This window comes from Nannocystis bainbridge, assembly GCF_028368995.1.
Taxonomy (GTDB): Bacteria; Myxococcota_A; Polyangia; order Nannocystales; family Nannocystaceae; genus Nannocystis; species Nannocystis bainbridge.
The window spans coordinates 245,532-259,264 of record NZ_JAQNDL010000001.1 but is presented as its reverse complement, the minus strand read 5'-3'; the positions used below and the strand labels follow the sequence as shown (position 1 = coordinate 259,264).

The 13,733-nt window shown below is 71.6% G+C and carries 10 protein-coding genes and 1 riboswitch; of the genes, 7 read left to right on the top strand and 3 right to left on the bottom strand.

The features are described from left to right. Nucleotides 1–76 precede the first annotated feature (76 nt). Genes POL25_RS01030 through POL25_RS01020 form a run of 3 tightly spaced genes read right to left on the bottom strand, consistent with a single transcriptional unit; the run spans nt 77 to nt 4,633 of the window. Nucleotides 77–1,291: a hypothetical protein gene (locus tag POL25_RS01030; RefSeq protein ID WP_272083815.1), complete on the bottom strand. Its 1,215-nt coding sequence runs from the start codon at nt 1,289–1,291 to the stop codon at nt 77–79. Nucleotides 1,292–1,310: 19 nt separating this feature from the next. After that, nucleotides 1,311–2,549 (bottom strand): hypothetical protein, encoded by a 1,239-nt coding sequence (locus POL25_RS01025; RefSeq protein ID WP_272083813.1) that lies wholly within the window; start codon nt 2,547–2,549, stop codon nt 1,311–1,313. Then, a complete protein-coding gene (locus POL25_RS01020) occupies nt 2,546–4,633 on the bottom strand; it encodes a TonB-dependent receptor plug domain-containing protein (protein ID WP_272083811.1) in 2,088 nt (695 codons plus the stop codon). Before POL25_RS01020 ends, POL25_RS01025 begins: the two co-directional genes overlap by 4 nt. 415 nt (nt 4,634–5,048) lie before the next feature. Continuing rightward, a riboswitch (cobalamin riboswitch) is annotated at nt 5,049–5,278 on the bottom strand. A gap of 177 nt (nt 5,279–5,455) precedes the next feature. On the opposite strand from POL25_RS01020, the gene POL25_RS01015 reads away from it, so the two are divergent. From POL25_RS01015 to rpoN, 7 genes are all read left to right on the top strand, one after another. Then, on the top strand, nt 5,456–7,096 hold the full coding sequence (locus POL25_RS01015; protein ID WP_272083810.1) for a hypothetical protein: 1,641 nt from the start codon (nt 5,456–5,458) through the stop codon (nt 7,094–7,096). A gap of 189 nt (nt 7,097–7,285) precedes the next feature. Then, the gene (locus POL25_RS01010; protein WP_224194965.1) at nt 7,286–7,717 is read left to right on the top strand and encodes a tellurite resistance TerB family protein; all 432 of its coding nucleotides are present in this window, start codon (nt 7,286–7,288) and stop codon (nt 7,715–7,717) included. A 93-nt stretch (nt 7,718–7,810) separates the two neighbouring features. After that, nucleotides 7,811–8,371: a DNA-directed RNA polymerase subunit omega gene (gene rpoZ / locus POL25_RS43215; RefSeq protein ID WP_276593658.1), complete on the top strand. Its 561-nt coding sequence runs from the start codon at nt 7,811–7,813 to the stop codon at nt 8,369–8,371. 71 nt (nt 8,372–8,442) lie between these two features. Then, nucleotides 8,443–8,724, top strand: coding sequence for a hypothetical protein (locus POL25_RS01000; protein WP_272083809.1), 282 nt, complete (start codon nt 8,443–8,445; stop codon nt 8,722–8,724). Nucleotides 8,725–8,769: 45 nt separating this feature from the next. Beyond that, nucleotides 8,770–10,284: an acetyl-CoA carboxylase biotin carboxylase subunit gene (locus POL25_RS00995; RefSeq protein WP_272083807.1), complete on the top strand. Its 1,515-nt coding sequence runs from the start codon at nt 8,770–8,772 to the stop codon at nt 10,282–10,284. A gap of 89 nt (nt 10,285–10,373) precedes the next feature. Continuing rightward, nucleotides 10,374–12,005 carry a CTP synthase gene (gene pyrG, locus POL25_RS00990; RefSeq protein ID WP_272083806.1) on the top strand — a complete coding sequence of 544 codons (1,632 nt, stop codon included), beginning with the start codon at nt 10,374–10,376 and terminating at the stop codon, nt 12,003–12,005. A gap of 198 nt (nt 12,006–12,203) precedes the next feature. Then, nucleotides 12,204–13,688: an RNA polymerase factor sigma-54 gene (rpoN, locus tag POL25_RS00985; RefSeq protein ID WP_272083804.1), complete on the top strand. Its 1,485-nt coding sequence runs from the start codon at nt 12,204–12,206 to the stop codon at nt 13,686–13,688. Nucleotides 13,689–13,733: the final 45 nt, after the last annotated feature.

Sequence of the window (13,733 nt, the reverse complement as noted above, 5' to 3'; positions counted from 1 at the left end):
TTTCGACCCATTTTCGCCCGGTTCGGGGGCGCCGGGCGCGAGCGAGGACGGGGGCGGATCGTGGGCGGGCATGAGCTCAGGGGATCGCCACGGCGGCGTAGGGGGCGAGGCCGAGCGCGAGCGGGGCGCCCGGCAGCGGCGCGGGCGGGCTCTGGCGCAGGTCCCACGCGCGCAGGCCCGAGGCCCCGTGGGCGCGGTCGCCGAAGTAGAGGATGTCGCCGATGACCTCGAGGCTCTGCTCGACCGACTGCATGCCGGACGCGAGCTCGACGAGCGGCTCGTCGCGGTCCAGCGCGGCGCGGAACAGCGCGACCTCGCTGAAGTCGACGCGGTAGGCGGCCAGATAGACGTCGGTCCCGCCCGGACCGAGCGCGAACGCCTGCGGCAGGCGGTAGTCGGTCAGGCCGGCGGCCTGCAGGCGGGCATCGGCGACCGCCCACGCGGATGTCCCCGAGGACAGGTCGACGCGCTCGAGGCCGGTGGTGAGGACCAGCGCGGTGCGTCCGGTCGGGTCGGCAGGGTCGAGGCGAAATTGCCGGGCCCACCCGCCGAGCAGCGCCAGGCCCTGGGCGCCGGGCGTCGCGGGGTCGAGGTCGTGCACGGCGCCGCTGGCGAGGTCGACGGCCGCGAGGCGGGCCCGCGGCTCGTTCGGCACCAGGCCGGCGTCCTGGTCGACGCGGTCGACGGCGAGGAACAGCACGCCGCCGCACAGCAGGACCTCGGAGGCCTCGGGGTTGCCATCGGCGTCGGCCAGCGGCGAGAGGTCGATGCGCCCGGTCAACCTCGGAGCTGTCCCATCGGCCAGGTCCCACACCTGCACCTCGGGCGCGCCGAACAGCGAGACGTAGCCGCGGCCGTCGGGACCGACCACCAGCGCGTGCGGGTTGGCGCTGACGACCTCGGGGTCCCCGGCGACGATCGCCCGCTGCGCCAGCAGGCGGAAGCCGTCGTCGGGGTCGAGCACGTCGAGGGCGTCGAGGCCGTAGCGGTGCAGCACATAGGCGGTGCCGTCGAAGAAGAACGGCTTGGCGTCGGTGCTGCCGAGCGCGACGTCGGCCAGCGCGGTGAAGCCCGCCAGCGCGACCGTGCTGACCCCGCCGGTGGCGAAGTCGGTGGTGGTCACGAGCAGCCGCGTCGGCGCGGCCGAGTCGCCGACGCAGGCGCCGACCTCGCGCGGCCAGCCGGCGATCGGCGTCGGCGCGTCGGTGGCCGGCGGGCCGTCGCCGGGCAGTGGGCCGGCAAATTCGCAGCCGAGACCGACCACCACGAGAGCACAGGTGCGAACGGACATGTTCATGAGGACCTGTCTCTCAGGGCAGGGGGATGAAGGTCCACGGGGCGGCCTTGGTCGTCAGGCCGTCGACCTCGACCTCGACGGCGGCGGCGACGTCGTAGAGGCGGAGCCGCGGCGCCGCCCCGTTGGCGTCGCCGATCCACAGCGTGCCGCCGATTCTCTCGAGCATCCTGTCGCCGGAGTTGAGGCCAGCGACGACCTTGACCGGGGCGGTCGGCTCGCCGCCATCGAGGCCGACCTGGAACACGGCCGCGGCCGGATAGTCACCGTCGGTGGCAGTGAGGAAGATCGAGGCGCCGTCGGGGGCGACGACGAACGCCTGCGGGTCGAAGCCGTCGATGCTGGCCTCCGCCAGGACTTCGGGGGCGACCGCCCACTCGGATGTCCCTCGGGACAGGTCGACGCGCTCGACGCCGGAGGTCAGGACCAGCGCGGTGTGGCCGGCGGCGTCGGCCGGATCGCGGCGGACCTGCTTGGGGTAGGCGCCGAGCAGCTCGATGCCCTGGGTGCCTGCCGTGGCGACGTCGAGGTCGAGCAGGGCCCGCGCCGCGAGGTCGACGGCGACGAGGTAGCTGCTGTCGACGGGCGCGAAGTCGACGAGGCGCTGGATGCCGACGAACAGCACGCCGCCGCACGCGAGCGCGAGTCCGGCCTCGGGGCTGCCGTCAGCGTCGGCGAACGGCGAGAGATCGATCTCGCCCTGCAGCCAGGCCGACGACTCGGCGACCGAGAAGTCGTAGATCTGGACCGCCGGCGCGGCGAACAGCGGCACGTAGGCGAGGCCGTCGGCGGCGAAGGTGACGCCCTGCGGGTTGGGGTCGTCGGCGGCGCTGTGGGTGACGTCGACCGAGCCGCGCAGCAGCCATGCGCCGCGGTCGACCACGTCGATGCGGTTGTGGCCGAAGCGGTGGACCATGACGAGCCACTCGCCGGTCGCGCCGAGGGCGGTGTCGGTGGTGGCCGGCAGGAGGTCGGCGAGGATCTGGCGCTCGCCGGTGTCGACGCGGCCGAGCCCGGCGGGGGCGACGAAGTCGTTGGTCACGAGCGCGAGCTCGGTGGCGCCGTCGGGACCGAAGTCGCAGGGGGCGTCGAGCTCGACCACGACCGGCGCCTCACCTGTCGTGGGGGACATGTCCGTCGTGCCAGGTCCGTCGGTCTCGGTGCCGGTGCCGGTGTCGGTGTCGGTGCTGCCGCTGGAGGGGTTGCAGGCGGCGAGGGCGAGGGCGGTGCTGAGGAGGGCGAAGCGGCGGATCATGAAGGTCTCTCGGTGGTTCGCGGGCGGCGCGGCGGCTGAAGGTCGACGCGCAGGGTGGTCCAGAGGCTGGTGCCGGGCAGGGGGAAGAAGAAGAAATCGCTGAGCGGGACGGTCACCGCCGGGCTCCCGGCGACCGGCGGCCGCCAGGTAGCGACGCGCGCGCCGAGCACGTTGCGGACCTCGAGGGCGAGGTGGACCCGCGCGAGCAGGTGCAGCTCGAGGAAGGCGCCGACGAGGGTGCGCGCCGGGACCTCGAAGCGACCGCTGGGATCGAGGAAGGTGCGCGCGGCGTGCTCGACGGTGACGCCGAGGCGAGGCAAGAACTCGCGGCCGCGCAGGTCGTAGGCGTGGCCGGCGGCGAGCTGCACGAACAGCTCGTGGCGCGGGCGGCCGGGCAGGGGCTGGCCGTGCATCGACGCCTCGGCGCTGCCGTTGCGGGTGGCCAGCAGGGTGTAGTTGCCGCGCAGCTCGAGGTCGCCGCCCAGGAGACGCAGCGCGGCCGCGGTCTCGAGGCCGGCGACGCGGGCGCGATCGAGGTTGGTCGGCCGCAGGTACGGGCCGGTCTGGGTCCACGCGATCAGATCCTCGGACCAGGTGACGAACCCGGCCGCGTGGGCGTAGAGGCTGGTGCGCGCCGGCGCGGTGCTGACGACCAGGCCGGCGTCGAGGCCGGTGCCGCGCTCGGGCCGCAGGCCCTCGTTGCCGACGGCGTAGCCGCGATCGCCGAACAGCTCGACCAGGGTCGGCGGGCGGAAGTAGCGGCCGGCGCTGGCGCGCAGGCTGAGACCTGGCCGAAGAGACAGACGCATGCCGAGCCGCGGCGAGACGCCGAGGCTGGTGTGATCGCGGCCCTCGTCGCTCTGCTCGCCCTGGCCGGGCGGCACCGCGAAGGCGCTGCGGAGGACGTCGAGCCGCACCGCGGGCGCGAGCTGCAGGCGGCCGGCGAGCAGGCGCTGGTCGAGCTCGAGCCCGAGGCCGCCGGCGACGCGGCGGCGATCGGCGTCGCCGGTGGCGCCGAGCGGGCCGGTCGAGGCGGCGCGCTCGTCGACGCGGATCAGCTCGCCGCGCACGTCGGCGACGAGGCCGATCTCGGCGCCGCGCCACACGCCGACGCGGCCGCGCGGCGAGGCGTAGAGGTCGAGCGCGCGCGTGCGCTGGTCGTCGCGCGCGAGGCCGATCTCGCCGAGCGGATCGCGGAAGCGGACCTGCTCGGCGAGCACGCCGAACACGCCCTCGACATGTCCTCGGGACCAGGTCCGCCGGACCCGCGCGACCGTGCGCGCCGACACCGTGCCGAGCCGGGTGCGCCGGGCCTGGGCCCCGGTGGCCATGCTGGGCACGCCCTGATCCTTGACGAACACCAGCTCCTGCACGCTGTAGCGCAGGTCGCCGACGCGGCCGTGCACGGCCACCTGGGTCAGGGCGCGGTCGTAGCTGTTGTTGACGCGGCGATCGAGGCGGTCGTCGCTCGGGTCGAGCGGGGTCTCGCCGATGTTGTGAAAGCGGAAATCGCCGGCCGCCCCGGTGTAGCCGGCGCGCACGGCGAGGCAATGACGTGGCGCCGAGGACATGTTCTTTGGGGCATGTCCTTTGGACCTGGCGACGAGCGGGACGCTGGCGCCGACGCGGGCCTCGCGGGCGGCGAACGAGCCGGCGCCGACGACCGCGCGCAGGCGCGGGACCGGGTCGCAGCGCAGGTCGGAGCCGAGGTCGACGGCGCCGCCGAGCGCGGCCCCGCCGTAGGCGATCGGAACCAATCCGCGGTAGATGGTGACCGCGCCGAGGGCGTCGAGCGGCAGATCGGCGAGGTTGACGACGCCGCCGCTGCCGGCCGACAGCGGGACGCCGTCGAGGAACAGCGCCACCTGCTGGGCCGACGAGCCGCGCAGCGACAGCGCCGAGAATTGCCCGAGGCCGCCGAGGCTGCGCACGGTGGCGCCGGCGCTGCGGGCGAGGATCTCCGGCAGGCCGTCGGCCGACCGCGCGCCGCGCTCGGCGGCCAGCTCGATCGCGGTGTGAAATCCGGGCCGCTGGGCGTCGAGGCGCCGCTGGGCGTCGAGGCCGTCGCCCTGGTCGGCGCGCACGACGGTGTGGTAGGGGCCGCGGCGCGCCGCGGTATTCGGGGGACTCACCGGGCGCGGCGCCGACGTGGGCTTCGTTTCGCGGCCGTCCGTCCGGGCGCTCGCAGGGCCCGGCGAACGCTGCGCGGCGTCGACGTTCGGCTCGCCGCCGGGGGCAGGGGGCGCCTCACGATCCGCACGCGCGGCGGCGCTCGGGAGCACGACGAGCGCGGCGACCACGGCGCGGACGAGGCCGCGGAGGCGCGGTATGAAGGGGGCGATTGCGATGGCGAGTGAACTCCCGTCTCACCAGGCCCCGGCCGGAGAGCCGGGGCGCCGTCACGGCCTCGGGCCGTGCTGCGATCGCAGGAGTCGGGGGCCACGCCGAGACGCGCCCGAGGTCGAACTCCCGCGACCTCCCGCCGCGGCCGAAAGGCGCGGGCGGACATGGCACACGGCAGGTCTCCTGGCTTACGGGTCATCCTCGACCGGCGCCTTCCCACGGCCCATGGCCGCAGTGGTCCCCTTGCGGGGTCGCCGGTCTCGTCGCCGTTCACAGTGGCGGGAGCCGCATCGGACTGGGCGCTCGACGTGAGTCGAGGCACCGCACCGATTTCCCTCTTCGAACCGGGCTGGAGATCCAGCCCGACCGCGTGCGTGGATGACTTGTCAAGCAGCGCGCCTCGGACCGGGTTCCGGCCAGGCGAGGGCCCTACCTGCGCTTGCGAGCGCGCGCTTGTCAACGGCGCGATCGCGCGCTGACTCACATATTCCGCGCCAGCTTTCCCCGGTTTGGCGGGGTTTTGTTAGTTGAGAGCCTTCTAAAAAAAACGTAAGTTCCGAAACATGCTGCGCTCTGCCTTCGCCATCGCGCCCCTCCTCTGTGTCTCCGCCGCGTGCTCTATCGACCTGAGTGCCTCAGGTACGGACGGAGTCGGCACGGACGGTACGAGCGCCACCGACACCGACGCGACGGGCGGTACGACCGCCGAGCCGACCACGGGCGAGGCCTTCGAGCCGTTCCTGGCGCGCGGCGGGATCGTCATCGACCGCGTCGAGGCGAACTCCGGCGTCGCGGTGCCGATCGGCAAGGACGGCGCCGACGTGCCGGGGGCCGAGCGCGGGGCCTACCTGCCGGCCCGTCGCGACACCATGGTCCGCGCCTACTTCAAGCTGCCCGAGGGCTGGGTCCCGCGCGAGCTCGAGGCCCAGCTGCACCTCACCGGCGGCGGCGTCGACAAGGTCTACAAGTCGACGATGCTGGTCGAGAACGACTCGCGCGACTCCGACCTCAAGAGCACCTTCTCGTTCGGCGTCAAGGCCGAGCACATGCAACCTGGCCTCAAGTACAGCATCACCGTGTGGGAGACTGCACCTGGCCAAGAGGACAGCCCCGAGGGTGACGTGCCGCCGCAGGCCCCGTACACCGGCACCGCCTTCGTCGGCGTCGAGGATGCGGTCACCAACATGCGCGTCGTGCTCGTCCCGGTCGCCTACGACTTCGGCAGCTGCAAGACGACCGTCGACGGCGCCGCCGTGGAGGGCAAGTTCAAGCAGGCGCTGTTCCAGCAGAACGCGCTCGAGTCGCTCGAGTTCACCGTCCACGAGCCGTACCCGGTGACCTTCGACATGACCGCCTACCAGGGCCTGTCGCGGCTCGTCAGCGAGATGAGCCAGCTGCGCACCGCCGAGGGCGCCGACCCCAGCGTCTACTACTACGGTCTGTTCGACAACTGCGGCGAGTGCATCGGCGGCGGCGGCGGCATCGCCACCGGCTGCACCGTCGGTCTCGCGGCCGACATCACCGGCGCGACCAAATCCGACGCCACGCGCCGGGCCGCCGCCGGGCAGATGATCGGCCGCCCCGAGGACACCTTCGTCCACGAGATCGGGCACACCCAGGGCCGGCGCCACATCGAGTGCCCCGGTGGCAACTCGCAGGGCAACGACGGCACCTACCCGCACGACAACGGCGTCATCGGCGTGTGGGGCTTCGGCATCCAGGACATCCGCCTGCGCCACCCGAGCACCCACTCCGACTACATGAGCTACTGCGGCTCGACCTGGGTGTCCGACTGGCAGTGGAACGCGACCTACCAGCGGATCCGGACCCTCAGCGGCTGGGACCTCGAGGGCGCGCCGGCCCCGGGCCACGATCACCCGGGCGAGGGCGGCCTGCTGCTCGGCGCCATCGACGACGGTCAGCAGATCTGGTGGACCGCGCCCGGCTCGCTCGAGGCCGACGCGCCGCGCAGCGCCACGCACTCCGTCGAGTTCGAGTTCGCCGACGGCACCACGCCGGTCGCCGCCCAGGTCAGCATCCGGCCGCACGGCACCACCCTCAACATCGTCGCGCCGCTGCCGGCCGACTTCGACGCGCGCGAGCTGCAGCGGCTGAACCTGCGCGCGCCCGAGGGCGACAGCGCCGTCGAGCCGACCGCCGTTCGCTGGCTGCACCGCCCGGATCGGCTCAAGGCTGCCGAGTGAGAGCCGTGGGCGCCCGGTCGCGCCGCGCGGGAGATCTACTCCGCGCCCCGTCGCGGCGCGCGGTCCGCTCGCGGTCCGCACGCCTGTTTGCGGCCGGGCGCGCAGTGATTTCAGGCCCGCCGACGCGCGCCCGCGCCGGCTATCCAGGACTCGGGACTTGGGTTAGCCTGGGCGCACTGGAGTAAGCGGATGCTCGACTTCCCGATCGCAGAGCTCATCACCCCCGAGGAGCAGGTGGCTGTCGCCCGCGCCGTGGCGATCATGGCATCCCGCGACAATCAGGTCTCCGACAGCGAGCGCCACTTCGTCGAAGAGCTGATGGGCCAGATGATGCTGCTCCCCGAGGAGCGCGACCTGGTCCGCCGCGAGTTCTCCCACCCGTCCGATCTTTCCAACGTGGCGCGGTCGGTCCAGCACCGCGAGGCGCGGATCTTCCTGTTCTATCAGGCCGTCTGCGCCGCCCTCGCCGACAACAAGATCGTCGACGGCGAGATGGAGGCGCTGCTGTTCCTGGCCGAGGCCTTCAACTTCCGCCGCGAGCACGCGACTGCCTTCATCGCCTGGGTCCGCGACACCCTCGACCTGCGCGAGCGCGGCCAGCAGCTGCTCATCGAGATGTGAGTCATACCCGCCCTGGTTCGCCGTGAACGGCCCCTGGGGGCCGTCCGGCTGGCACTTGCGCCTTCGCCCCTCTCCCCCCATACTCCGCCCCCCATGGCCCGCGTCACCGTCGAAGACTGCCTCGAGCTGATCCCCAACCGCTTCGCCCTCACGATCCTGGCCGCCCGTCGGGCCCGGGCGCTGCTGGAGGGCAAGGGCACCGCCCAGGTCGTCTGCGACAACAAGCAGGCCGTCACCGCCCTCCGCGAGATCGAGGGCGGCCAGGTCCGCTACCAAGAGCAGATCAACGGCGTCATGCTCGAGTACATCGAAGAGCAGCGCCAGAAGCTCAAGCTCACCAGCAACGACAACACCTTCCTCGAGGCCGCGGCCTTCAGCGTGATCGAGGGCGAGGAGGAATCGGAAGAGGGTGACACGATCCCCGAGCTCACCGCGGACTTCGAGAAGGTCGGCATGGCCCCCGAGTCCACCGAGGGCGACGACAACGTCGACGTCGAGGAGACCGAGACCGAGACCGAGGAAGCCGCCGAAGAAGAAGAGGAGCTGGGCCCCGCGCCCGACCTCGACGACGCCGCCGGCCTCGAGGACCTCGACGAGACGGGCCTGGACGACGAAGAGCTCACCGGCAACGAGACCGAAGAGGACGACGAGTAGCCCGCCCGAGGAGCTCTGTGCGTCCGTCCGGCTCGAGCCCGCGCCGCAGCACCGCAGAGGTGCTCGTGGCCGTGTTCGGGCCGTTCGTGCTCCTTGCGGTGACCGGCTGCGTCGACAAGACCCCGCCGCCACTGTGGCCGACCCCGCCGCCGCCGCCCATGGCCACCCCGATCGGCGTGCCCGAGCGCCCGGTGAGCGCCGCGGGCGGGCAGGGCGACGCGCATGAAGACGAATCCATGAAGCCGGCCGCGTCCGGTCCGACCGGCCCCGTGGACGCGCTCGCCGGGCCGGAAATCCCGCTGGAGCAGCCCGGCGCGCTCGGTCCCTGGCAGCCCGCGCCCCCGCACCGGTGAGGCCGCGCCGTCCGGCGTTTTGTGCTACCGATCCGGCGTTCCGCCATGACGCCGCCTTTTCGCAAGATCCTGGTCGCCAACCGCGGTGAGATCGCCCTGCGCGTGTTCCGGACCTGCGCCGAGCGTGGGATCGCCACCGTGGCCGTGTTCAGCGACGCCGACCGCGACGCCCTCCACACCACCATGGCCGACGAATCGGTGCACATCGGCGCCGCGCCGGCCGCCGACAGTTACCTGCGCGTCGAGCGGATCCTCGCCGCCGCCAAGGCCACCGGCGCCGAGGCCATCCACCCCGGCTACGGCTTCCTCAGCGAGCGCGCCTACTTCGTCGAGGCCTGCAAGGAGGCCGGCGTGGTGTTCATCGGCCCGAGCGCCCACGCGATGAACGTGATGGGCGACAAGGCCGGCGCGCGCAAGGCGATGCGCGAGGCCGGCGTGCCGGTGGTGCCGGGCTTCGACGACATCGCCGACGCCGAGCAAGCCGAGGCCGCGGCGCGCGAGATCGGCTTCCCGGTGATGCTCAAGGCCTCGGCGGGCGGCGGCGGCAAGGGCATGCGGATCGTGCACGAGGCCAGCGAGCTGCGGCGGGCCTACGAGGGCGCCGCGCGCGAGGCCAAGGCCTCGTTCGGCGACGACCGCATGCTGATGGAGCGCGCCGTGTTGAACGCGCGCCACGTCGAGATCCAGCTGATGGCCGACCAGTTCGGCGAGACCGTGTACCTCAACGAGCGCGACTGCTCGGTCCAGCGGCGCCACCAGAAGGTCATCGAGGAGAGCCCCAGCCCGAGCCCGCAGATGACGCCCGAGGTGCGGCAGGCGATGGGCGAGGTGGCCGTGCGCGCCGCCAAGGCCGTCGACTACACCGGCGCCGGCACCGTCGAGTTCCTGTTCGAAGAGACAGCCAAGGGCCCGCGCTTCTACTTCCTCGAGATGAACACGAGGCTGCAGGTCGAGCACCCGGTGACCGAGGCCACCTGCGGCCGCGACCTCGTGTGGGACCAGATCCGCGTCGCCGCCGGCCAGCCGCTCGGCTACACCCAGGCCGACGTCGAGCTGCGCGGCCACGCCGTCGAGTGCCGCGTCTACGCCGAGGACCCGCGCAAGTTCCTGCCCTCGCCAGGGCAGGTGCGCCTGGTCCGCTGGCCGGTCGGCGCCAACCTCCGCATCGACACCGCCGTCGCCTCGGGCAGCGTCGTCTCGCGCTTCTACGACCCGATGATCGCCAAGATCACCACCTGGGGCCCCGACCGCGCCGCCGCGCTGGCCCGCATGCGCGAGGCCCTGCGCGAGACCGTCGTCCTCGGCATCGAGACCAACCTCGCCTTCCACCTGCGCTGCCTCGACGAGCCCGACTTCCTCGCCGGCGACTTCTCGACCCGCTACATCGACAAGCACCCCGACCTCGTCGCCGAGCACGTCCCGAGCGACGCCGATGCGCGGGCGATCGCCGCCGCCGCCGCCGTGCGAGCCGCCGAGTCGCTCTCGCGTGCGTCTGCGTCGGCTCCGGGCGGCGAGGCCGACGCATCGGCGTGGCGCCGTTCGGCCCGCTGGCGCGGCTGACGGCTCGCGATTTTTCTGCGCGTCGCGTGAGCTAGGCACGCGGCGACGGCGATGGATCCAGCCGCGCTTTTTTGCCATATCACCCTCCCGTGGCAAGCAGTCGCGGGAAGCACACCAAGTTCATCTTCGTTACGGGCGGCGTCGTTTCCTCGCTAGGCAAGGGACTGTGCGCGGCATCGATGGGCGCGCTGCTCGAAGCGCGCGGGCTCAACATCGGCCTGCAGAAGCTCGATCCGTACCTCAACGTCGACCCCGGAACGATGAATCCGACCCAGCACGGGGAGGTGTTCGTCACCGACGACGGCGCCGAGACCGACCTCGATCTGGGTCACTACGAGCGCTTCGTCTCGCACCGGATGTCGCGCCACAGCAATTACACCTCGGGACAGATCTACGAGTCGGTGATCCGCAAGGAGCGGCGCGGCGAGTACCTCGGACAGACGGTCCAGGTCATCCCGCACGTGACCAACGAGATCCGCAACTGCATCCTCGCCGCGGCCGAGGGGCTCGACCTCCTGATCGTCGAGATCGGCGGCACCGTCGGCGACATCGAGAGCCTCCCGTTCCTCGAGGCGATCCGGCAGCTGCGGCTGACGCTCGACCCGCGCGACACCGTGTTCGTGCACCTCACGCTGCTGCCGTTCATCCGCACGGCCGGCGAGTTGAAGACCAAGCCGACCCAGCACTCGGTGATGAAGATGCGGGAGATCGGCATCCAGCCCGACCTGCTCGTCTGTCGCTCCGAGCAGCCGATCAGCAAGGGCACGCGCGACAAGCTGGCGCTGTTCACCAACGTGCGCCCCGACAGCGTCATCTCGCTACCCGACCAGGACATCATCTACAAGGTCCCGATGGTGCTGCGGGCCGAGGGGCTCGACGACAAGATCTGCGAGATGCTCAACATCTGGAGCCGCGAGCCGCCGCTCGAGGAGTGGCGGCGGATCGTCGACACCCTCGAGCACCCGCAGCACCGGGTCTCGATCGGCATCGTCGGCAAGTACGTCGACCTCGCCGAGAGCTACAAGAGCCTGCACGAGGCGCTGGTCCACGGCGGCCTCGCCTGCAACACCGCGGTCGACATCGTCTACGTCGACGCCGAGCAGATCCAGGCCTCGGGCGCCGAGGCGCTGCTGGGCGGGCTCGGCGGCGTGCTGGTCCCGGGCGGGTTCGGCTCGCGCGGCACCGAGGGCAAGATCGCCGCGATCCGCTACGCCCGCGAGCGCAAGATCCCGTACCTCGGCATCTGCCTCGGCATGCAGATGGCCGTCTGCGAGTTCGCCCGCCACGTCGCCGGTATCCCTGGCGCCCACAGCACCGAGTTCGACCCCTCGCTCGACGGGGCCGTGATCGCGCTGATGGCCGAGCAGGAAGAGGTCGCCGACAAGGGCGGGACCATGCGGCTCGGCGCCTACGACTGCGACCTCGGGCCCGACAGCCTGGCCGCGCGGATCTACGGTCGCAGCCGGATCTCCGAGCGTCACCGCCACCGCTACGAGGTCAACAACCGCTACCGCGAGCGGCTCGAGGCCAGCGGGCTCGTGCTGTCGGGTCGCTCCCCTGACGGCAACCTCGTCGAGATGATCGAGCTGTCGCAGGACCGCCACCCGTTCTTCGTCGGCGTCCAGTTCCACCCCGAGTTCAAGAGCCGGCCCACGGCGCCGCACCCGTTGTTTACGGCGTACATCGCCGCCTCTTTGCAGTACCAGCGCGAGCGCGCCTGAGGCCCGGCGGTCCGGTCGGGGCCCAGCGGGGCCCCAGAGATCGCGCCGGGTCTTGCGCTGCAATTCGCGGCGCCGCGTGGAACAAGCGGCCCGACGACGCATGCGAGCGCTGAGGTGGGTGCGGGGGGCACCCGCCTCGTTGTCGTTGGTTCCAGGTGTACGCTCTGCTAAATTACTGGTTTAGCGAGGCGAGGGACCATGGCACTTCAGATGCGCCAAGACTTGCGGATGAGCACGCAGCTCGTGATGACGCCGCAGCTCCAGCAGGCCATCAAGCTGCTTCAGCTGTCCCGTCCCGAGCTCGTCGACCTGGTGCGCAGCGAGCTGATGGAGAACCCGCTGCTCGAGGAGGCGCACGAGATCGGCACCAGCGCCGAGGAGCCGGTGAGCTCGGTCGAGCTGCAGGACGCGGTCGACGCGCCGCAGCAGGAGCAGGCCCAGGCGGAGCCCGAGCGCAGCGCGCCCGAGGTCAAGGCCGACGAGGTGCCCAAGGAAGGCGCCGACTGGGACGCCTACGCCGACTCTATGGAGTACATGCCGCCGTCGGCCACCGGCGCCACGAGGAACAACAACGACGACGAAGAGGGGCCCTCGCTCGAGGCGACGCTGACCCGCGCCGAGACGCTGGCCGAGCACCTGATGTGGCAGGTGCGGCTCTCCAACTTCGACGAGACCGGCGAGGACGTCGCCGAGTACATCGTGCGCTGCCTGTCGCCCGCGGGTTACTTGCAGGAGAGCGCCACCCAGATCGCGCGCAAGCTCGGCGTGTCGACGCTCAAGGTCGAGACGCTGATGCGCAAGATCCAGCAGCTCGACCCGGTGGCGATCGGCTCGCGCAACCTCGCCGAGTGCTTGTGGGTGCAGGCCAACCACCCCGAGCACCCGGTCGAGGATCCGCTGGTGCGGGCGATCATCGCCAAGCACCTGCACAACCTCGAGATCCGCAACTACCAGGCGGTGGCCCGGGATACCGGCGAGGCGCTCGAGGAGGTCTACGAGGCGACCAAAGTGATCATGGGCATGGACCCACGGCCGGCGCGGGCCTACGGGGTCGAGCAGCCGCAATACATCACCCCCGACGTGTACATCATCAAGGTCGGCGAGGAGCTCCTGGTCACGCTGAACGAAGACGGCCTGCCGCGGCTGCGCATCAGCGGGCTCTACAAAGAGGCCGTGGGCGAGCACCCCAAGGCCAAAGAGTACATCCACGAACGCATGCGCTCGGCGCAGTGGCTCATCCGCTCGATCCAGCAGCGCCAGCGCACCATCATCAAGGTCACGAAGAGCATCCTCAAGTTCCAGCGCGAGTTCTTCGAGCGCGGCCCGCAGCACTTGCGGCCGCTGATCCTCAAGGACGTCGCCGAGGACATCGAGATGCACGAGTCGACGGTCTCGCGGGTGACCACCAACAAGTACGTGCACACCCCGCTGGGTATCTTCGAGCTCAAGTATTTCTTCAACGCCGGCATCAGCCGCACCACCGGCGACGACCTCGCCAGCGAGGCCGTCAAGGAGCGCATCAAGAAGCTCATCGACCTCGAGGACGAGGCTCATCCGTACAGTGATCAGCGGCTCGTCGAGCTCTTGCAGGAGGAGGGCATCGACATCGCCCGGCGGACGGTCGCCAAATACCGCGAGCAGCTCGGCGTGCTCTCCAGCGCGAAACGCCGTAAGCTCTTTTAAGCCCGATTTGCCTGGCCTTTCCTGGCCTTGCGGTCAGACAATCAG

Coding starts and splice junctions, on each gene's coding strand:
- POL25_RS00995 (WP_272083807.1), top strand. CDS start 8,770: ATGACGCCGCCTTTTCGCAAGATCCTGGTCGCCAACCGCGGTGAGATC.
- POL25_RS01025 (WP_272083813.1), bottom strand. CDS start 2,549: ATGATCCGCCGCTTCGCCCTCCTCAGCACCGCCCTCGCCCTCGCCGCC.
- rpoZ (WP_276593658.1), top strand. CDS start 7,811: ATGGCCCGCGTCACCGTCGAAGACTGCCTCGAGCTGATCCCCAACCGC.
- POL25_RS01010 (WP_224194965.1), top strand. CDS start 7,286: ATGCTCGACTTCCCGATCGCAGAGCTCATCACCCCCGAGGAGCAGGTG.
- rpoN (WP_272083804.1), top strand. CDS start 12,204: ATGGCACTTCAGATGCGCCAAGACTTGCGGATGAGCACGCAGCTCGTG.
- POL25_RS01030 (WP_272083815.1), bottom strand. CDS start 1,291: ATGTCCGTTCGCACCTGTGCTCTCGTGGTGGTCGGTCTCGGCTGCGAA.
- POL25_RS01015 (WP_272083810.1), top strand. CDS start 5,456: ATGCTGCGCTCTGCCTTCGCCATCGCGCCCCTCCTCTGTGTCTCCGCC.